Here is a 17,919-nt window from a genome sequence, read left to right as displayed (position 1 = left end):
GCGCGCCGAAGCCCCTGCGGGGACGCTTCTCGTTACCATGGCCCTTCCAGCCACCAGCCGGGGGAACGCCATGAAGTGGGAAGGCAACCGCGAAAGCGACAACGTCGAAGACGCCCGCAGCAGTGGCGGTGGCGGAGGAGGCCGCGGCTTCGGCGGCCGCAGCATCGGCCTCGGCTCGGTGGCCATCGCGCTGGTGGCCGGCTGGGTCTTCGGCGTCAACCCGCTCACGGTGCTGAGCCTGCTGAGCGGCGGTGGCGGCGGTGCGGCGCCCACGCAGCAGCAGGCGCCCGCCGGCAAGCCGCCGGCCGACGACAAGATGGCCCGCTTCGTCTCGGTGGTGCTGGCTGACACCGAAGACGTGTGGCGCGCCAAGTTCAAGCAGATGGGCGGCACCTACCGCGAGCCGAAGCTGCGCCTGTTCCGCGGCAGCGAGCCCACCGCCTGCGGCCGCGGCGAGGCCGCGATGGGGCCGTTCTATTGCCCCGGCGACCAGAAGGTCTACATCGACCTGGGCTTCTACGAGACGATGCGCACGCGGCTCGGCGCGCCCGGCGATTTTGCGCAGGCTTATGTCATCGCGCACGAGGTCGGCCACCACGTGCAGAACCTGATGGGCATCAGCGGCAAGGTCGACGCGATGCGCGGCAAGGGCAGCGAAGCGCAGCAGAACGCGCTGAGCGTTCGGCTGGAGCTGCAGGCCGACTGCTTCGCCGGCATCTGGGCCCATGACGCGCAGAGCGCGCGCCAGATCCTGGAGCAGGGCGACGTCGAAGAGGCGCTGAACGCCGCGACGCAGATCGGCGACGACACGCTGCAGCGCAAGTCGCAGGGCACGGTGGTGCCGGAGACCTTCACGCACGGCACCAGCGCGCAGCGCGTCAGCTGGTTCAAGCGCGGCTTCCAGACCGGCAGCGTCGATCAGTGCAATACCTTCGAGGCGCGGCAGCTCTAGGCTCCCGCCTCGAACGCCAGCTCGCAGGCCTCGGCGATCGTCAGCCGCTCGCCCTCGGCCTGCCAGGCGGCCAGCTCGGCGGCATCCGGGTGCCGGGCCAGCAGCTCGGCCAGCCGCACCCGGTCGGCCTCTTCGTTGGGTTGCCGCACCAGCCGGCCCCGCTCGCGGTAGTTGCGCACCGAGGCGCCCGCGAGCCGCGCGGCCGCATCGGTGCGGCCCGACAGCGCATGCAGCGCGCCGAACAGGTCGAGCATCGACCACATGCAGCTGTCCTCGGGCAGCCGCCGCAGGCGCCGTGCGCACTCGCCGACGACGGCCCGCGCCCGAGCCACTTCGCCGTGGTCGAGCAGCGCGCCGACCAGGTTCGCGAACAGCGTGAACTCGTTGGCCGACGCCCGCCCCGGCGGCAGGCGGGCCAGCAACGCTTCGCCACGCCGGATCGCGTCGACGGTGCGGCCGGCGTGGCGGTCGATGTCGACCAGGTTGGCACCAGTGCGCAACGTGCCCTCGAGGTGGCCGTCGCGCTCGCACAGCACCGCGAGCGACAACAGCGCCTCGCGCGCACGCTCGGCATCGCCGCCGGTGAAGTCCAGCACCGCCTCGGTGGTGCGCCCGTTCACCAGCACCGGCGCCGGCCAGCGCGGGTCCTCGATCGCCTTGGCGCGCGCCAGCGCCCGCCGCGCCTCGGGGTGGTCAAGACGCCAGTTCAGCGCGAACTCGGCCCAGGCCAGGTACTCGCCGCGCGCATCGCCCAGCTCGGCGTAGCGCTGCGCCGCCACCTCGGCCGCGGCCCGGCAGCGCAGCGGGTACTCGGTGCTGTGCGCACGGGCCACGCCCTCCCAGAAACGCGCGAGCACCTGCAGCGGCAGGCCGTCGGAGAGCCGGCCGACCAGCGCCTCGCCGCGCTCGCGGGCCTCGGCCTGCAGCAGCAGCGCGCCCCACAGCGGTGACGACGACCCGTACAGCGCGACCGCAGTGTCCGGGTCGTTCGCGGTCGCCTCGTCGAGCGCGGCGCGCAGGTCATCGAGCTCGGGCGCCCAGCGCTCGCGCCAGGCCCCGGGCGCGCCCTGCGGGTTCGATCGCCAGTGGTCCTCGTAGGCCTCGTCGAACACCGCGCGCATGCCGCGCGCGAAGGCAACGCGCACGGCCGCCGATTCGCCCGAGGCCTGCAGCTTGTCGAGCGCGTACAGCCGGATGCTCTCCGGCAGGCGGTAGCGGGGCGCGCTCGCGCGGTCGACGCTCAGCAGCGAGCGGTCGGCCAGGTCGAGCAGGGTCTCGATGACGCGCGGCGCCGGCAGGCCGTCGTCGGCCAGGCACAACGCGGCGCGGTCCAGCTCGAACGCGCCGGGGAACACGCCGAGCCGCTGGAACACCTGCTGCTCGGTCGGCGACAGCAAGCCGTGGCTCCAGTCCAGCGCCGCGGCGAGCGCGTTCTGCCGCGAGGCCGGCACCTGCGGCAGCGGCGCCAGCAGCCCGAGGCGCTGCTGCAGCCGCTCGGCGAGCGCGGCCAGGCCGAGCGCCGGCAGCCGCGCCGCCGCCAGCTCGATCGCCAGTGCATTGCCGTCGAGGCGGCGGCAGATGTCGGTGGCCGCGTCGATGCTGCGGGCATCGCTCTCCAGCGGGCTGCCCGCCCCGGCGGCGCGTTCGGCCAGCAACTGCACCGCGCCGCAGCGCGCGGCCTCGTCGATCGACGCACCCGGCGCCGGCAGCCCGAGCGGCCCGAGGCGCAGCAGCCGCTGCGCCGGGTCGCGCAGCGGCACCTGGCTCGTCACCAGCACCGACACGCGCGGCGTCGCCTGCACCAGCGCCGCGGCCAGCCGCGCGACCTCCGGCGCCAGGTGGTCGGCGTTGTCGAGCACCAGCAGCAGCGTGCGCGGCTTCAACCGGCGCACGAGTGCTGCGAGCGTGTCTTCGCCGGCCACCGGCTTCAGGCCCATCGCGCCGGCGATCGTCGACGCGATCTGCGCGCCGTCGGTCAGCGGGGCGAGGTCGATCCACCAGCTGCCGTCGGGGTGGTGGGCGCGTCGACGCACGGCGGCCGCCATCGCGAGCTGCGTCTTGCCGACGCCCGGGCCGCCGCAGACCGTCACCAGCGGGTGGGCGTCGAGCAGCGCGCCGAGCTCGGCCAGCTCGGCCTCGCGGCCGATCAGCGCCGGCGTGCGGGTCGGCAGGTTGCCGGGGAACTCGTCGGATTCGCGGGCGGCAACGGCGGGCTGCGCGTCAACGCGCGAGACCTCGAGCGCGAAGCGGTAGCCGCAGCCGGCGATGGTCGAGATCGCCGGCGCGCCCAGCAGCTTGCGCAGTTGCGCGACGTGCACCGCGATGTTGTTCTCCTCCACGACGAGGCCGGCCCACACCAGCTGCATCAACTCGTCTTTCGAGACCAGCTGCCCGGCGCGCTCGACCAGCGCGACCAGCACGCCGAACGCGCGCGCGGTGAGCGTCAGCGGCTGGCCGTGGCGCAGCAGCAGGCGCTGGTCGGGCTGCAGCTCGAAGTCGCCGAATCGATACAAGGGAGGCATGGCGGTTCGCTCCTCGGGTGGCGGCGCGCCGGCTGGAATTCATGCGGAATTCAGACGCGCTTGATGACCGGGCCGGGCCCCGCGCAGGAGCATCGGGCACCTCAACCCCACAGGAGTGCGACATGCCCAAGTTCGTGATCGAGAGAGACATCCCCGGTGCCGGCCAGCTTACACCGCAGGACCTGAAGGCCATATCCCGAAAGTCATGCGGCGTGCTCAACAGCATGGGCCCGGCGATCCAGTGGGTGCACAGCTACGTGACCGACGACCGCCTCTACTGCATCTACCAGGCGCCCGATGCGGCCGCGGTGCGCCGGCATGCGGAGCTGGGCGGTTTTCCGGCCAACCGCGTCTCGCAGGTGCGCTCGGTGATCGAGCCGGCCACGGCGGAGTGAACGCGTGACATGAAAGAGGGCCGCGCTTGATGCGCAGGCGCGGCACCGATCTTGCGTCGCCGCCCCGATGGACATCGACTTCCGCGAACTCGGCGCCTACGAGCGCTACAAGCTGATGGCCAGCCTGATCGTGCCGCGGCCGATCGCGCTGGTCACCACGCTCGGCGCCGACGGCGTCGTCAACGCCGCGCCGTTCAGCATGTTCAACATGCTCGGCGAAGACCCACCGCTGGTGTTCATCAGCGTCAACCGCTTGCATGATGGCCGCTTGAAGGACACCGCGGCCAACATCCTGCGCAGCCGCGAGTTCGTCGTGCACCTGACCGATGAGGCGATGAGCGCGCAGATGCACGCCTGCGGCAGCGCGCTGCCGCCGCACGAGAGCGAGCTGGACCACGCCGGGCTCAACGCGCTGCCGTCGCGCTGCGTCGCGCCGCCGCGCATCGCGCAGGCGCCGGTGGCCTTCGAGTGCGTGCTGCACGAGACGCTGGAGACCGACAGCCGCTACGTCTTCCTCGGCCGCATCCTGTGGCTGACGGTGCGCGACGGCCTGGTCGACACCGAGCGCTGGCGCGTGCGGCTGCAGGACTACCACCCGGTCGGCCGCTTCGGCGCGAGCTTCTACGTGACGACCAACGAGCGCTTCGCGATCGGCGATGCGCGCGCCAACGCGATCGACGAGCTCTGATCTCAGCGCTGGAAGATCGCCTTCGTCTCGCCGTCGATCGGTGCCGAGGTGTGCTGGTGGACGATCTTCCAGTCGTCGCCGCGCCGGGCCAGGGCCATCGTGATGCGGTTGGTCATCGAGCGCAACGTGGTGCCGCCAGTGTCGATCGCCGCGAACGAAACGAAGGCGTGCAGCACGGCGAGGTCCTGCGACACCCGGGTTCGCACCTCGCTGAAGGCCACGGCGACGCGCTCGTCGTGCAGCGAGCCGAACCAGCCCTGCACCATCTCGCGCCACGGCTGCTGGCCGTCATGGGACCAGCGGTTCCACATGTCGAACACCCGCAGGTCGGCATCGTAGAGCGCCACGAAGGCCTCGACGTCCTTGGCGAGGACGGATTCCACGTAGCCTTGCAGAAGCTGCTGGATCGCGGCGGGCGTGTCGGTGTCGGGACGGGTCATCGATGTCTCCTGGCTTGAAGAGGTGAATGTGCAGACGACGAACGACGCGGTGCGAAATCGACAACGGTCGCAGAATCGGCGCATGAGCGTCGATCCCTGCACCCGTCGCGACTGGCTGGCCGGTCTGGCGGCCACCGCGTTGGTCGGCGCCGTACCGGCCCGCGCGGCGGCAGCCCTCGAGCGCCGCATCCCGTCCAGCGGCGAGAGTCTGCCCGCCATCGGCCTCGGCAGCTGGATCACCTTCAACGTCGGCAATGACCGTGCGGCGCGCGACTCCTGCACCGAGGTGGTCCGCGCCTTCTTTGCCGAGGGCGGCCGGCTGATCGATTCGTCGCCGATGTACGGCTCGTCGCAGCCGACCATCGGTCACGCGCTGGCGCAACTCGGCCGGCCGGCGGCGCTGTTCTCGGCCGAGAAGGTGTGGATCGGCGACGTGCAGCGCGGCGCGGCGCAGATGGAGGCGTCGCGCGGTTTCTGGGGCGTGCCGCGCTTCGACCTGATGCAGGTGCACAACCTGCTGTCGTGGCAGGAGCACCTGCCGCGGCTCATCGAGATGAAGAAGGCGGGGCGGCTGCGCTACGTCGGCATCACCACCTCCGAGGGCCGGCGCCATGCCGAGCTGGAGCAGGTGATGCGCACGCAGCCGATCGACTTCGTGCAGCTCACGCACAACCTGGTCGACCGCGAGGCCGAGCAGCGCCTGCTGCCGCTCGCGCAGGAGCGCGGCATCGCGGTGCTGGTGAACCGGCCTTTTCGCGGTGGCGCGCTGATGGATGTGCTGGCGCGCCAGCGGCTGCCGGCCTGGGCGGCGGAGATCGACTGCGCGAACTGGGCGCAGGTCGCGTTGAAGTTCGTCGTCTCGCACCCGGCCGTCACCTGCGCGATTCCGGCCACCAGCCAGGTGGCGCATTTGCGCGAGAACATGGCGGCGGCGCGCGGACGCATGCCCGATGCGGCGCTGCGCGAGCGCATGGCGCGCACGGTGGCGGCGCTGTGAGGGCCGAGCGTTGAGCGAGTGGTGGACTTACCGGCCGTCCAGCTTCCTGATGTTCTCGCCGCGCATCTACGGGCGGCTCTTCGAATCGCTGAACGACGCGTGGTGGCCGCTGCAGTGGGCCGTGATGGCCGTGGCCTCGGCCTGGCTGGTCTGGCGGGCCCGGGGCGGGCGCGACGAGCGGATGCTGCGCGCGGCCTTCGCCTTCGTCGCGCTGTGCTGGGCGTTCACGGCCTGGGCCTTTCTGCTCGAGCGCTTCGCGCCGATCTTCTGGCCGGCGACCTCCTTTGCCGCAGCGTTCGGACTGCAGGCCATCGGGTTGCTGGTGCTGGCGTGGCGGGGTGGCGTCGGCCTGTCGGTGCGGCGTTGGCGCGTGGTGTCGGGCACGGCGCTCGCGGCGTGGGCGGTGTTCGGCCATCCGTGGGTCGGGCTCCTGCTCGGGCGCCCGTGGCGGCAGGCCGGGTTCTTCGGCCTTGCGCCCGACCCGACCGTGCTGGCGACGCTGGCGCTGCTGCTGCTCGTCGCGCCCACGACCGCTGCGGCGCGGCGCGGGCTGCGGCTGCTGTGGGTTCTGCCGCTCGCGTGGTGTGCGATCAGTGCCGCGCTGCTCGCCACGATGGCGTCATCGCGCCATGCGGGCGTGTCAGTCGAGCGGCTCGGCGTGCAGGCGCATGACCAGGTTCCACGCCCGTCCGGCGCCGGGTGACGCGGCGACGCGCCCCTGCTCGTCGAGCTCGACCGTGGTGCGCGACACCGCTTGCTGCACGTTGCCGCCGATGGCCTCGAGCCGGCGCCCGGCGAAGTCGACGCGCGTGACGAGGTCGCAGTGCATCGGCGTCGGCGACTCGCCGGCGCTGATGCGGCCGATCTCGGCAGGGGCGATGCGCGCGCCTTCGCGCAGCGCGCAGATCAGGTCGCCGGGCAGCGCGATCGCGGGCGTGGGCACCACGTCGTGGGCCGAACTCAGGTGGTCGCGCGCCGCGACGACGTAGTCGGCATGCGACTTGCCGAAGCGGAACTCCGATTCGCTGAAACCCGCGCGCCGCAGCACCGCGCTGATGAACGCGGCCGACCAGGCGGGCGTCCAGTACGGCCTGCCCCACTCGGGCTGCCAGCGGGCCTCGCAGCGGTCGGCCTGCGGGCAGGTGTGGCGCTCGATGCCGCCCGAGCCGCCGGGCCCGAGCGCGGCCCAGTAGCCGTTGACGACCGGGCACAGCGCCGCGCTCATCTCGCGGCCGCAGCCGTCGTCGACCTCGGCGCAGTCGCCGGAGGCCAGCACCGCGCATTGCGCCCCATCGGCCGTCGTGCCAATGACCGGCGAGCCCCAGAGCCGCCACTCGGCCTCGGCGATCTGCAGCATCCGCGCGATGCGTTCCGGCGGCACGGTCGTCGGAGCGACCGGGCCGCGCGTGATGCAGCCGGTGACGAGCAGCGCGGCCAGGAGGAGCGTGCGGCGGAGGGTTCGCATCGGGATGATTGTGTGCGCAGGCGACCTGCGGGCACGGATACAGTCGCGAGCCCTCCTTCTGCACTGTCCGGATTTCGCCATGAGCATGATTTCCTTCGATGCCGGTTCGCATCGCTTTCACCTCCGGGCGGTTGCCATCGTGCTGCGCGGCGATGACGTGCTGTTGCACCGCGCGGAAGGCGACGACTTCTGGGCCTTGCCCGGCGGGCGGGTGGAGTCCGGCGAAGAGGCGACCACGGCGGTGGTGCGCGAGCTGCACGAGGAACTCGGCCTGGTCGTCCAAGCCGGTCCGCTCGTGCTGCTGGTCGAGAACTTCTTCGTCTACGGCGGGTTGAAACACCATGAGGTCGGCCTGTACTTCACGGCCGAAGCGCAAGCCGGCAGCCGGGTGCTCACCGAGCCCGGTCCGTACCGGGGTGTCGAAGGCGCCCGGGAACTCATCTTTGCGTGGTTTCCGCGCTCGGCGTTGGCTGACGTGGATGTGAGGCCTTCATTCCTGGTGCGGACGCTGGCAGCGCAAGACCTCGCCTTCGCGCATGTCGTGCAGCGAGACGAGAATGCGGGCTGATCGACAAACCACCGAGGAATGACCCCGATGCCCATCGAAAACTGGCTTGCCTTCGTCGCCGCCTCCGCGGTGCTGCTGATCATCCCCGGCCCGACCATCCTGACCGTCATCAGCTACTCGATGGCGCACGGGCGGCGCGCCAACATGCCGCTGATCGCGGCCGTCGCGCTGGGCGACTCCACCGCGCTGCTGGTGTCGCTGCTCGGCCTCGGCGCGCTGCTGGCGGCCTCGGCCTTCTGGTTCACGGTGGTCAAGTTCGCGGGCGGCCTCTACCTGCTCTACCTCGGCATCAAGCTGCTGCGGGCCGGCATCTCACCGGCTCCGGCCGCCGCGGCGCCGGCGCCCGGTTCGTACTGGAAGCTGTTCGCCAACACCTGGCTCGTGACCGCGCTGAACCCGAAAGGCATCGTGTTCTTCGTCGCCTTCCTGCCGCAGTTCCTGCGTCCGGGCGTGAACGCCACGCAGCAGCTGTGGATCCTGGCCGTCACCTTCGTCGCGATGGCCACCCTCAACTCGACGCTCTACGCGGTGTTCGCCGCGTCGGCCCGCAAGGCGCTGTCGTCGCCGCGGGCGCAGCGGCGCTTCAACCTCGCCGGTGGGTCGCTGTTGTCGGCCGCCGGCGTGTGGGCGCTGCTGGCAAAGCGGCCTGTCTAGGGATCGGCCGATAGCGAGGGCGCGCTGACAGCGCCCCGCCAGCACGCCACCCGGCGCCGCACCGCGCTTGCGCTGCGATGAATGACGCCCGCCGCACACGCGGCGCTGGCGTCCACGCTCACGTTGCAAGCCGCTTCTTGCACGCTGTTACCCGAATCCGGCCGCTCGCCCGGTCAAATGCGAGCGCTTTCACGATTGGCAGTCCGTGGGGCCCTGGAGCAGTGAGTCCACTCCTCAACAACACCGGAAAGACAACCATGTTCTACAAGACAAGACGTTGGGTGGCTTGCGTCGCAAGCCTGTTGATTCCGCTGGCCGGCTACTGTGCCGCGCCGGCTCCCGCCATGCAGGTGATGAGTGCCGCGGCCGTCTCGGCGGCGGCCTGCACCTCGCAGACCTGGCAGTACGGCGTGTACTACCGCCTCGGCGACGTGGTCCGCTACCCGAACAACGGCAACTACTACAAGCTCGTCAACGTCGGCGGCAACGGCAGCGATGCCACCGACCCGACGATCAGCACCTGGTACTGGCAGCAGACCACCTGCGACAGCGGCGGCAGCACCGGCGGCGGCGGCGGCGCCACGACGGTGAATTGGCAGGCCGGCGTGTTCTATCACCTCGGCGACGTGGTCAAGTACCCCAACAACGGCAGCTGCTACAAGCTGGTGAACGTCGGCGGCAACGGCAGCGACGGCACCGACCCGACGATCAGCACCTGGTACTGGCAGCCGACCGCCTGCGGCAGCACGGGCGGTGGCGGGGGGGGCGGCGGCGGTGGTGGCGGTGGCAACACCGGCTGCACCGCGGTCGACTGGCAGGCGGGCGTGTACTACCGCCAGGGCGACGTCGTGCGCTATCCGGGCAACGGCAGCTACTACAAGCTGGTCAACGTCGGCGGCAACGGCAGCGACGGCACCGACCCGACGATCAGCACCTGGTACTGGCAGCCGACGACCTGCGGCGGCACGGGCGGTGGTGGTGGCGGTGGTGGCAACACCGGCGGCTCGTTCATCGTCAGCGAAGGCCAGTTCAACCAGATGTTCCCGAGCCGCAACGGGCTGTACACCTACGCCGGCCTGGTGAACGCGATGACCGGATGGCCGGCGTTCGCGAAGACCGGCAGCGACACGATCAAGCGCCAGGAGGCCGCGGCCTTCCTCGCGAATGTGGCGCACGAGTCGGACAGCCTGCGCGCGACGCGCGAGTACAACCAGGCGAACTGGCCGCTGTACTGCGACTCGAACAGCGGTTGCGCACCCGGCCAGCAGTACTACGGCCGTGGTCCGATCCAGCTGAGCTGGAACTACAACTACCGCGCGGCCGGCCAGGCCATCGGCGTGGACCTGTGGAGCAACCCGGACCTGGTGGCGACCGACTCGACGATCGCGTGGAAGACGGCCATCTGGTACTGGATGACCGGCACCGGCGCGGCCGGCGTGACGCCGCACAACGCGATGGTCAATTCGTGGGGCTTCGGCGTCACGATCAACGCGATCAACGGTGGCTTGGAATGCGGTGGCCGCCGTCCTGATGCAGTGCAGACGCGGATCAACTTCTACCGCAGCTTCACCGGCATCATCGGTGTCGACCCGGGTGGGAACCTGGGCTGCTGATCGACTGAGTGGGTCGGGGTGCCACACGCTGGCGTGGTGGCACCCCGCGAAGTCCCAGCTCGATTGTCGTGACGGTGATACGACAACCCGGGTGTTGTCGAGCGACCGGAAAGTTAGCGCATTTGCTAACATCCGCCATGGCGTTCGAGATCACCTATTTCCATGAGCGCGTTCTCTTTGAGATCCAGTCGTGGCCGGTTGACGTTCTCGCCGCTACGCTCGATTGGTGGAACTCCTGATGGAGCACGGCCCGAGCCTGCGCCTGCCTCACTCCCGCGCCTTCGGCGATGGGCTGTTTGAGTTGCGCCCTCGCGGGCGTTCAGGAATCGGTCGCGTAAGCGCCTCAAGGAGTTGTCGCATGGCTGACCTGAAGTACAAGCCTGTCCGTCACGATCACGACGAGTTTCTGGCCAAGGCGAAGCAACGCCCGGGCTTTGCCGAGGCGTATGAATCCCTTGAGCTGGAGTACGCGTTGGCCGCGCAGATGATCAAGGCTCGCAACAAGTCGGGCTTGACCCAGGACGCGGTAGCTGAACGCATGGGGACGACCAAGAGCGCGATCTCCAGGCTTGAAGGAGCTGGACGGCACGCTCCGTCATTGGCGACGCTGAAGAAATACGCGGCAGCGGTTGGCTGCCAACTGCAAGTCAAACTTGTGCCACTGAAGACGAGTGACGTGGACCATCCTGCGTAGCAAGAGGTCTGTCGAGGCCGGCGCCTGCGCGCCGGCCACCCACATCAAGCCAGCTTGAACGGCAACTCGCGGATCGGCTTGCCCGTCAGCGAGGCCACCGCGTTCGCGAACGCCGGTGCCAGCGGCGGCAGGCCCGGTTCACCCATGCCGGTCGGCGCGTCGCCGCTCGGCACGGTGTGCACCTCGATCTGCGGCATGTCGGTGATGCGCGGCACCACGAAATCGCCGAAGTTGCTCTGCTCGACCACGCCGTCCTTCAGCGTGATCGCCGCCCCCGGCAGGCACATCGACAAGCCCATCAGCGCGCCGCCTTGCACCTGCGCCTCCAGCGTCTTCGGGTTGATCACCAGGTTGCAGTGCACGCCGGCCGTCGCGCGGTGCAGCGTCGGCGTGCCGTCCTTCACCGACGCCTCGACCACGTAGGCCACCACCGAGTTGAACGACTCGTGCACCGCCACGCCCCAGGCGCGGCCCGGCGCGAGCGTCTTCTTGCCGTAGCCCGAGCGATCGACCGCCAGCTGCAGCGCCGCCTTGTGGCGCGGGTGCTCGTCGCCCATCAGCTTCATGCGGTAGGCCACCGGATCCTGCTTGGTGGTGCGGGCAATCTCGTCGACCAGCGTCTCCATCGCGAACGCGGTGTGGGTGGAGCCCACGCTGCGCCACCACAGCACCGGCACGTTCTGCTTCGGGTGGTGCACCGTCAGGCGCATCGGCACCGCATACGGCTCCTTCATGCCCTCGACCGCGGTGCCGTCGATGCCGTCCTTCACCATCATCGGCTCGAACGGCGTGCCGCCGAGGATCGACTGGCCGACGATCACATGGTCCCAGGCCAGCACCTTGCCCTGCGCATCGAAGCCGATCTTCGCGGTGTGCAGGTGCATCGGCCGGTAGTAGCCGCCCTTCACGTCGTCCTCGCGGCTCCACAGCGTGCGGATCGGCGCGTTGATGCCGGCAGCCTGCGCCGCCTTCACCACCGAGCAGGCCTCGACCACGTAGTCGCTGGTGGCGATCGCGCGGCGCCCGAAGCCGCCGCCGGCCATCTGCACGTGCACCTGCACGTTCTGCGGCGGCACGCCCAGCACTTTCGAGGCGGCCAGGCCGTCGAAGCCCGGCATCTGCGAGCCCATCCACAGTTCGACCTTGCCGTCGGCTGCACGCACGGTGCAGTTCAGCGGCTCCATCGGCGCATGCGCCAGGTACGGGAACACGTACTCGGCGGTGATCTTGTGCGGCGCGGCGTCGAACTTCGAGACATCGGCGTCGTACTTGCGCGCGCCCGGCTTGGTGGCCAGTTCGCGGTACTGCACCAGCTGCGCCGCGGTGTCGACCTTCTCGACGCCGCTCGCATCCCACTCCAGCTTCAGCGCATCGCGCCCCTGCTTGGCAGCCCAGTAACCATCGGCCACCACGGCCACGCCTTCGCCGCCGCGGTCCACCGGGATGCGCAGCACGGCCTTCACGCCCTTGACGGCCTTGGCCGCGCTGTCGTCCACCGATTTCAGCTTCGCGGCGAACACCGGCGGGTGCGCGACCACGGCCGTCAGCATGCCGGGCAGCCGCACGTCGATGCCGTAGCCCTGCTTGCCGCTGGACTTGGCCTTGGCGTCGAGCCGGCCGGTGGCCTTGCCGATCAGCTTGAAGTTCTTCGGGTCCTTCAGCGTGACGGCCTCGGGCACCGGCTGCTTCATCGCGGCTTCGGCGAGTTCGCCATAGCCGAGCTTCTTGCCGCCCGGGCCGATCACCACGCCGTTCTGCGTGCGCAGCGTGGCCGCATCGACCTTCCAGCGCGCCGCGGCGGCGCTCACCAGCATCGCGCGGGTGCGCGCACCGAGCTCGCGGTACTGCGTGTACGAGTGCGCGATCGAGCCGGAGCCGCCGGTGAGGTGGATGCCGAACACCGGGTCGATGTAGGCCGGGTCGTTGCTGCCGTGCGCGCTCTTGACCTTCGACCAGTCGGCGTCGAGCTCCTCGGCGAGGATCATCGGCAGCGCGGTCTGCACGCCCTGGCCGAAGTCGAGGCGGTTGATCGTGATCGTGGTGGTGCCGTCCTTGTCGATGTGGACGAAGGCCGAGGGTTGCTGCGTGGGCTTCAGGCCCGATTCAACGTTGGATCCGGGCTTGGCCGCATCCTGCGCCATCGCGCCGAGCGGGAACGCGCCGAGCGCGAAGCCGCTGACCGCGGTGAGCTTCAGGAAGCTGCGGCGCGGCAGGCCTTCAGCGGCGTCCGGGCCGCCTTGCGCATCGAGCATCGCGCGCAGGTGCTTCGGCAGTTCGAGGAGGGTGGGTTCGAAGTGCATGGCGGGCTCCTTATGCCAACGCCTTGGCGGCGTCGGTGATGGCGGCGCGGATGCGCGCATAGGTGCCACAGCGGCAGATGTTGCCCGCCATGGCCGAATCGATCTCGGCTTCGGTCGGTACCTTGCCGCGCGGCACGGTCTTCAGGAAGGCGGTGGCCGACATGATCTGGCCGCTCTGGCAGTAGCCGCATTGCGCGACGTCGTGCTTGACCCAGGCCTCGTGGACGGCCTTGCCGACCTTGTCGCTGCCGGCGGTCACGGCTTCGATCGTCGTGATCTTCTGGCCGGCGGCGGCCGAGATCGGCGTCACGCACGAGCGGATCGCCTGGCCGTTCAGGTGCACGGTGCAGGCGCCGCACAGCGCCTGGCCGCAGCCGAACTTGGTGCCGGTCATGCCGAGCGTGTCGCGCAGCGCCCAGAGGATGGGGGTGGAGGGATCGGCGTCGACCTGGCGGTTCTGGCCGTTGATGTTGAGCGTGCTCATGGCTGGCTGGCTCCCTGGTGGGTGAGGTGGGACTTCTTTGGTGAACGGAAATTCGTTTAAACGATAGCCTCGGGCGGGCCGGTCGTCAAGCGGGGCGGAGTGTCTGCCCAATCCGATAGCCGAGCGGAAGTGCAGGGTTATCCGACCGACGAGGAGGATGGACCGTTATCGCTTGATGCCGTCCCAGCACAGCCCGAAGGCCGTCGCGCGGGTGGCGTCGTCGTCCGGCAGCGTGCCGGCGCGCAGCAGGTTGGCCGTCTCGCGCACCGAGCCGGCGAAGCTGCCGATCAGCATCGGCGTCGGCACGTCCTTCACGATCTGCTGCGACTTCGCGGCGTCGAACACCGCCATCCAGCCCTGGCTCAGGCGGGCCGACAGGCTGCGGCTCGCCTCGCTGAACCACGGCGAGTTGTAGTACTGCTCGATGAAGACCATCTGCGCGTAGTGCGTCAGCCGCCGATCGAGCCAGTTGCGCCACAGGTGCTCGAAGCGGCTGCGCAACGGCGCGGCCTGGTCGTCGCCGTGCAGCAGGCTGGCGGTGGTCTCGGTCTTGGCCTGCTCGTAGAGCGCGACCATCAATTCTTCCTTCGACGCGAAGTAGACGTACAGCGTGCCGGTCGCGATGCCGGCCGCGCGCGCGATCGCCGCCATCGTCAGGCCGCTCAGGCCGGTCTGCTCGACCAGCGTGAATGTCGCCTGCGCAATGGCCCGCAGCTTGTCGTCGTCTTTGAGCTTCACCCCGGCATCATAGCCGAGTGAATATTCATTCAAAAACCGCCGTGCGCCTCACGGATTGCCGGCCGCGAGCGTGAAGCGGTGCAGGTTCCAGCCCGCCGCGTCCTGCGCCAGCGTCAGCACCTGCTGGCCGGCCGGCAGCTTCACGATGGCGGTGACGGTCGTCCAGTTCTGCCAGCCGCCGGTGGCTGGCACGTCGACGTTGCCGCTCAGGCTGCGCCCCGCGGCGTCGGCCAGGTGGAAGGCGGCCGGCGCGCCGGCGGGCGACGCGACGCGGAAGCTCACCGCATAGCTGCCCGCGCTCGGCACGTTGACGGCGTAGCGGAACCACTGGCCGCTGGCGGTCCAGCCGAGGTTGACGCCGCCCCCTTCGTCGGCGGTCTGCTCCAGGTCGACGCCGTCGGCGCGGTAGCCGTTGCCCGTGCCGTTCACCGACAGCACGTTGTAGCCGAGTGCCGCGCCGCCGCTGTTGTAGTTCGCTGCCTGCAGCGTGCCCGGCAGCGTCACCGGGCTGCCGAGGTACGGCGCATCGCTGCGCCCGAGCTGCCAGCTGTTCTGGCCCAGGCTCGCATTGAAGCCGCCCGAGCTGTTCGCGTACGCCGTGCCGCTGCCCGCGAGCGCGCTCACCGCATTGCCGGTCAGGCGCGCGCTGCCGCTCGGCGCCGGGTAGAACGGCGCGTTGGCGACGATGCCGTTGCGCCACGGCGCGATCACGGTGTTGCGTTCCAGGTCGATGTTGGTCGCGGTCGAGAAGCCGATGCCGTCGTACAGCGCGCCGACGACCACGTTGCCGACCACGTCGATGTCGTCGACCACACCGGTGTTCTGCCCGTCGCTGCCGTTGCCGATGTGCAGCGCCGGCTGGCCCTGCTCGAAGCCGTTGCCGCCGGCGCGCTCGATGCGGTTGCCGACGATGCGCGAGGCGCGCAGGTCGCTGCCGTTGACGCCGAAGCGCCCGACGCCCAGCCCGGTGTAGCGCGCGGTGTCGGCGATGTGGTTCTCGGCCACCAGGTGGCCGCTGCCGCCGTACACGCCCAGGCCCTTGCCGTTCCACGCGCCGATCAGCGTGTTGTGCGTCTGCGTGATGTTGGACATCGGCGTGTAGAACACGCGGCCGCTGCCGGTGTCGTTGTAGTTCACCGAGTTGATCGCCATCGCGTCGTCGCCGGTGCCGCGCACGAAGTTGTTGGTCGCGGTCAGGTTGTTGCCGACGGTGGCGCCCATCGACACGTTGTTCAGGTTGCAGCCGTCGGCCCAGATCGAGGTGAGCCGGTTGTCGCGCACCATGCCGCCGGTGCCCGAGGCCCAGAAGCCCGACAGCACGTGCTGCGTCCACAGCTTCTCGGCCAGCCAGTTGCTGCCGGTGATGTCCATCGCGCCGCCGGCGCCATCCACCGGCTCGCGGCTGCGCGCGTTCGAATCGAGGTGCAGGTTGCGTACCGTCGACGAGGTCAGCTGGAACAGCGCGCCCAGCCCGCCGTTGGTGTACGGCAGCGTCACGTCGCGGTAGATCGTGCTGTACCACATGCCGGCGCCTTCGATCGTCACGCCGTTGCCGACCAGGCCGCTCGAACCCTTCAGGTAGAAGGTGCCGGGCGGGATCCACAGCGTCTTGCGCTGCGCCTGCGCCTGGTTGATGCAGCTCTGGATGGCGGCGGTGCTGTCGCGCGCCTGCGGGTTGCCGGAGCCGAAGGTCGGCGCGTTGTCGGCCACCGCGCCGCAGCTCGCGATCGAGATCGAGTTGGCCGGCTGCGCGAGCGGCGGCGGCGGGTTCTCGACGTCGACCACGTCGATGTTGTAGAAGGCGGCGTTGTCGCCCGCCTCGCGCTTCAGCGAGAAGGTGCTGCCGGGGCCGATCGGCGCGCCGGTGACGAAGGCCGCGGCCTCGTCGAAGAACGCGCGCGGCCGGCCCCTGGCCGGGTCCTGGTCGCTCGCCTGGTAGCTGGCGCCCTCGTAGATCCAGCTCTGGCGCGAGTTCAGCGTGAGGCGCTGGCGGAACACGCCGTTGACATGAAGGCTCAGCGTCGCGGTGATGCCGCCACCGCCGGGCGCATCGGGAATGCTGGCGCGCACGTTGATGAAGCTGATCGGCTTGCCGGTGGTGTTGGACCACCACACCTCCTGGCCGGTGGCGGTGAGGGCGACGTAGGCATGGCCCGACGCTTCGAGCTCGGGCGCCGCGAAGCGCGTGGTGGGCGCGGCGGTGAGCGCCACCAGCCGCGCGCCGTTGACCAGCGTGCCCGATTCGGCCTCGATGCTGCGGAACGGCGTGGTCGCGCCGGCGGCCAGCGCGCCGGTGGCGACCGACACGAGGAGGGCGGCGGCGAGCGCGGCGGGGGTCTTGTCGAAAGCGTGTTTCACGGTGGAGGCCTTGTGCGCAGAGGTGGCGCGCATCATCGACCTGTGCGCACGCACACGCGCGACGCGGATGCAACGGACGTAACCGTTCGGTCCGGGCGATGGATGCTCCTTGCAAAGCCGATCGACCCCGCCGCTCGTGCGAGACTCGCGGCCGCATCCGACAGGGAGAACAAGGCATGATGCTCAGCACCCTCTTGCTCGGGCTGGCGGTGATCGCGGTCTGGGTTCCCGGCCTCCGCACGCCGTGGGGCCGCATCGCGGCCTGGCCGCCGCTGCTGGCCGGCGCGCTGCTGTCGGCCGCCGTGCAGCAACTGATCGAGTGGCGGGGCCTCGCCGCGGTGGCGGTGGTCCTGGCGCTGGCGATCGCCTCGGTTCGTGCCCGGCATGCTGGTCTGCGCCACGCCGCGAAGCTCGGCACCGTGCTGCTGTGTTTCGTGCTGGGCCTGTCGAAGCTGCCGGGCTTCGTGCCCTTCGTGTTCGTCGGCGACACGGTCGTGAGCGCCGGCGCGCCGCCGATGCGACTGGTGTTGCGCTTCGATGCCGGCATCGCGGGCCTCGTGCTGCTGGCCTTCTACGGGCGCCGCCTCGCGACCTGGGCCGAGCTGCAGGCGGTCTCGCGGCCGACCCTGCTGATCGCGTCGGCGACGACGGTGGTCGTGATGGGCCTCGGCCTCGCGATGGGCTATGTCGCGTTCGATCCGAAGTGGCCGTGGTTCGCCGCCGGCCACCTGCTGAAGATCCTGCTCGCGACCTGCGTGCTCGAGGAGATGTTCTTCCGCGGCGTGGTCCAGCAGGGCCTCGCGGACTGGGCGCCGGTGCGCGAGCGGCCCGCGCTGAAGTGGCTGCCGCTGATCGCGGCCAGCCTGCTGTTCGGCGCGGTCCATGCGCCCGGCGGCGCGGCACTGGCGGGGCTCGCGACCGTCGCCGGCCTCGGCTACGGCGCCGCCTGGCACGCCACGCGGCGCATCGAGGCCGCCATCGCCGTGCACTTCGCCGTCAATGCGGTGCACTTCGTGGCGTTCACCTACCCGGCCCTGTTGCGCGCCTGAGC

At 70.4% G+C, this 17,919-nt stretch carries 17 protein-coding genes; 10 read left to right on the top strand and 7 right to left on the bottom strand.

Annotated features, from left to right (window positions below; all coding sequences use genetic code 11):
* Nucleotides 1–70 precede the first annotated feature (70 nt).
* Nucleotides 71–952 carry a KPN_02809 family neutral zinc metallopeptidase gene (locus BUE42_RS18710; protein WP_073466763.1) on the top strand — a complete coding sequence of 294 codons (882 nt, stop codon included), beginning with the start codon at nt 71–73 and terminating at the stop codon, nt 950–952.
* Here the strand turns inward: BUE42_RS18710 and BUE42_RS18705 are convergent.
* A complete protein-coding gene (locus BUE42_RS18705) occupies nt 949–3,474 on the bottom strand; it encodes an ATP-binding protein (RefSeq protein ID WP_073466762.1) in 2,526 nt (841 codons plus the stop codon). The two genes, BUE42_RS18710 and BUE42_RS18705, sit on opposite strands and share 4 nt — an antisense overlap.
* A 122-nt stretch (nt 3,475–3,596) precedes the next feature.
* Here BUE42_RS18705 and BUE42_RS18700 point away from each other — a divergent pair, with 122 nt between their 5' ends.
* Nucleotides 3,597–3,869 carry a DUF4242 domain-containing protein gene (locus tag BUE42_RS18700; RefSeq protein ID WP_073466761.1) on the top strand — a complete coding sequence of 91 codons (273 nt, stop codon included), beginning with the start codon at nt 3,597–3,599 and terminating at the stop codon, nt 3,867–3,869.
* A 67-nt stretch (nt 3,870–3,936) separates the two neighbouring features.
* Nucleotides 3,937–4,557 (top strand): flavin reductase family protein, encoded by a 621-nt coding sequence (locus BUE42_RS18695; protein WP_073466760.1) that lies wholly within the window; start codon nt 3,937–3,939, stop codon nt 4,555–4,557.
* 2 nt (nt 4,558–4,559) lie between these two features.
* Here BUE42_RS18695 and BUE42_RS18690 read toward each other — a convergent pair whose 3' ends face one another.
* Nucleotides 4,560–4,997 (bottom strand): YybH family protein, encoded by a 438-nt coding sequence (locus tag BUE42_RS18690; protein ID WP_073466759.1) that lies wholly within the window; start codon nt 4,995–4,997, stop codon nt 4,560–4,562.
* An 82-nt stretch (nt 4,998–5,079) separates the two neighbouring features.
* Here BUE42_RS18690 and BUE42_RS18685 point away from each other — a divergent pair, with 82 nt between their 5' ends.
* Nucleotides 5,080–5,994 (top strand): aldo/keto reductase, encoded by a 915-nt coding sequence (locus tag BUE42_RS18685; RefSeq protein ID WP_073466758.1) that lies wholly within the window; start codon nt 5,080–5,082, stop codon nt 5,992–5,994.
* A gap of 10 nt (nt 5,995–6,004) precedes the next feature.
* Entirely contained in the window at nt 6,005–6,697 is a 693-nt protein-coding gene (locus tag BUE42_RS18680; RefSeq protein ID WP_143171594.1) for a hypothetical protein, read from the top strand.
* On the opposite strand, the gene BUE42_RS18675 is transcribed toward BUE42_RS18680, so the two are convergent.
* On the bottom strand, nt 6,635–7,459 hold the full coding sequence (locus BUE42_RS18675; protein WP_073466756.1) for a DUF2272 domain-containing protein: 825 nt from the start codon (nt 7,457–7,459) through the stop codon (nt 6,635–6,637). The genes BUE42_RS18680 and BUE42_RS18675 overlap by 63 nt on opposite strands.
* 79 nt (nt 7,460–7,538) lie before the next feature.
* On the opposite strand from BUE42_RS18675, the gene BUE42_RS18670 reads away from it, so the two are divergent.
* From BUE42_RS18670 to BUE42_RS18650, 4 genes are all read left to right on the top strand, one after another.
* Nucleotides 7,539–8,027 (top strand): NUDIX hydrolase, encoded by a 489-nt coding sequence (locus BUE42_RS18670; protein ID WP_235002450.1) that lies wholly within the window; start codon nt 7,539–7,541, stop codon nt 8,025–8,027.
* 27 nt (nt 8,028–8,054) lie between these two features.
* On the top strand, nt 8,055–8,681 hold the full coding sequence (locus BUE42_RS18665; protein WP_073466859.1) for a LysE family translocator: 627 nt from the start codon (nt 8,055–8,057) through the stop codon (nt 8,679–8,681).
* A 257-nt stretch (nt 8,682–8,938) separates the two neighbouring features.
* Entirely contained in the window at nt 8,939–10,294 is a 1,356-nt protein-coding gene (locus tag BUE42_RS31695; RefSeq protein WP_235002448.1) for a glycoside hydrolase family 19 protein, read from the top strand.
* A gap of 358 nt (nt 10,295–10,652) precedes the next feature.
* Nucleotides 10,653–10,988, top strand: a complete 336-nt coding sequence (locus BUE42_RS18650; RefSeq protein ID WP_073466857.1) for a helix-turn-helix domain-containing protein — start codon at nt 10,653–10,655, stop codon at nt 10,986–10,988.
* Nucleotides 10,989–11,032: 44 nt separating this feature from the next.
* Here BUE42_RS18650 and BUE42_RS18645 read toward each other — a convergent pair whose 3' ends face one another.
* From BUE42_RS18645 to BUE42_RS18630, 4 genes are all read right to left on the bottom strand, one after another.
* Complete coding sequence (locus tag BUE42_RS18645; protein ID WP_073466754.1) at nt 11,033–13,288, bottom strand: xanthine dehydrogenase family protein molybdopterin-binding subunit; 2,256 nt, start codon at nt 13,286–13,288, stop codon at nt 11,033–11,035.
* 10 nt (nt 13,289–13,298) lie between these two features.
* Nucleotides 13,299–13,772, bottom strand: coding sequence for a (2Fe-2S)-binding protein (locus tag BUE42_RS18640; RefSeq protein ID WP_073466753.1), 474 nt, complete (start codon nt 13,770–13,772; stop codon nt 13,299–13,301).
* 165 nt (nt 13,773–13,937) lie between these two features.
* Nucleotides 13,938–14,510: a TetR/AcrR family transcriptional regulator gene (locus BUE42_RS18635; RefSeq protein ID WP_073466752.1), complete on the bottom strand. Its 573-nt coding sequence runs from the start codon at nt 14,508–14,510 to the stop codon at nt 13,938–13,940.
* A gap of 48 nt (nt 14,511–14,558) precedes the next feature.
* Entirely contained in the window at nt 14,559–16,868 is a 2,310-nt protein-coding gene (locus BUE42_RS18630) for a carbohydrate-binding protein (protein ID WP_200798991.1), read from the bottom strand.
* Nucleotides 16,869–17,044: 176 nt separating this feature from the next.
* On the opposite strand from BUE42_RS18630, the gene BUE42_RS18625 reads away from it, so the two are divergent.
* Nucleotides 17,045–17,917 carry a CPBP family intramembrane glutamic endopeptidase gene (locus tag BUE42_RS18625; RefSeq protein WP_143171593.1) on the top strand — a complete coding sequence of 291 codons (873 nt, stop codon included), beginning with the start codon at nt 17,045–17,047 and terminating at the stop codon, nt 17,915–17,917.
* The last annotated feature ends 2 nt before the right edge of the window (nt 17,918–17,919 follow it).

This window comes from Rhizobacter sp. OV335, assembly GCF_900142965.1.
GTDB lineage: Bacteria > Pseudomonadota > Gammaproteobacteria > Burkholderiales > Burkholderiaceae_C > Rhizobacter.
Note: the sequence above shows the minus strand (reverse complement) of the source record. Positions and strands in the feature narration are given on the sequence as shown.

Excerpts from the sequence above, each read along its gene's own strand:
- BUE42_RS18710 (WP_073466763.1), top strand. The coding sequence starts at position 71 with ATGAAGTGGGAAGGCAACCGCGAAAGCGACAACGTCGAAGACGCCCGC.
- BUE42_RS18705 (WP_073466762.1), bottom strand. The coding sequence starts at position 3,474 with ATGCCTCCCTTGTATCGATTCGGCGACTTCGAGCTGCAGCCCGACCAG.
- BUE42_RS18700 (WP_073466761.1), top strand. The coding sequence starts at position 3,597 with ATGCCCAAGTTCGTGATCGAGAGAGACATCCCCGGTGCCGGCCAGCTT.
- BUE42_RS18695 (WP_073466760.1), top strand. The coding sequence starts at position 3,937 with ATGGACATCGACTTCCGCGAACTCGGCGCCTACGAGCGCTACAAGCTG.
- BUE42_RS18690 (WP_073466759.1), bottom strand. The coding sequence starts at position 4,997 with ATGACCCGTCCCGACACCGACACGCCCGCCGCGATCCAGCAGCTTCTG.
- BUE42_RS18685 (WP_073466758.1), top strand. The coding sequence starts at position 5,080 with ATGAGCGTCGATCCCTGCACCCGTCGCGACTGGCTGGCCGGTCTGGCG.
- BUE42_RS18675 (WP_073466756.1), bottom strand. The coding sequence starts at position 7,459 with ATGCGAACCCTCCGCCGCACGCTCCTCCTGGCCGCGCTGCTCGTCACC.
- BUE42_RS18670 (WP_235002450.1), top strand. The coding sequence starts at position 7,539 with ATGAGCATGATTTCCTTCGATGCCGGTTCGCATCGCTTTCACCTCCGG.
- BUE42_RS18665 (WP_073466859.1), top strand. The coding sequence starts at position 8,055 with ATGCCCATCGAAAACTGGCTTGCCTTCGTCGCCGCCTCCGCGGTGCTG.
- BUE42_RS31695 (WP_235002448.1), top strand. The coding sequence starts at position 8,939 with ATGTTCTACAAGACAAGACGTTGGGTGGCTTGCGTCGCAAGCCTGTTG.
- BUE42_RS18650 (WP_073466857.1), top strand. The coding sequence starts at position 10,653 with ATGGCTGACCTGAAGTACAAGCCTGTCCGTCACGATCACGACGAGTTT.
- BUE42_RS18645 (WP_073466754.1), bottom strand. The coding sequence starts at position 13,288 with ATGCACTTCGAACCCACCCTCCTCGAACTGCCGAAGCACCTGCGCGCG.
- BUE42_RS18640 (WP_073466753.1), bottom strand. The coding sequence starts at position 13,772 with ATGAGCACGCTCAACATCAACGGCCAGAACCGCCAGGTCGACGCCGAT.
- BUE42_RS18625 (WP_143171593.1), top strand. The coding sequence starts at position 17,045 with ATGATGCTCAGCACCCTCTTGCTCGGGCTGGCGGTGATCGCGGTCTGG.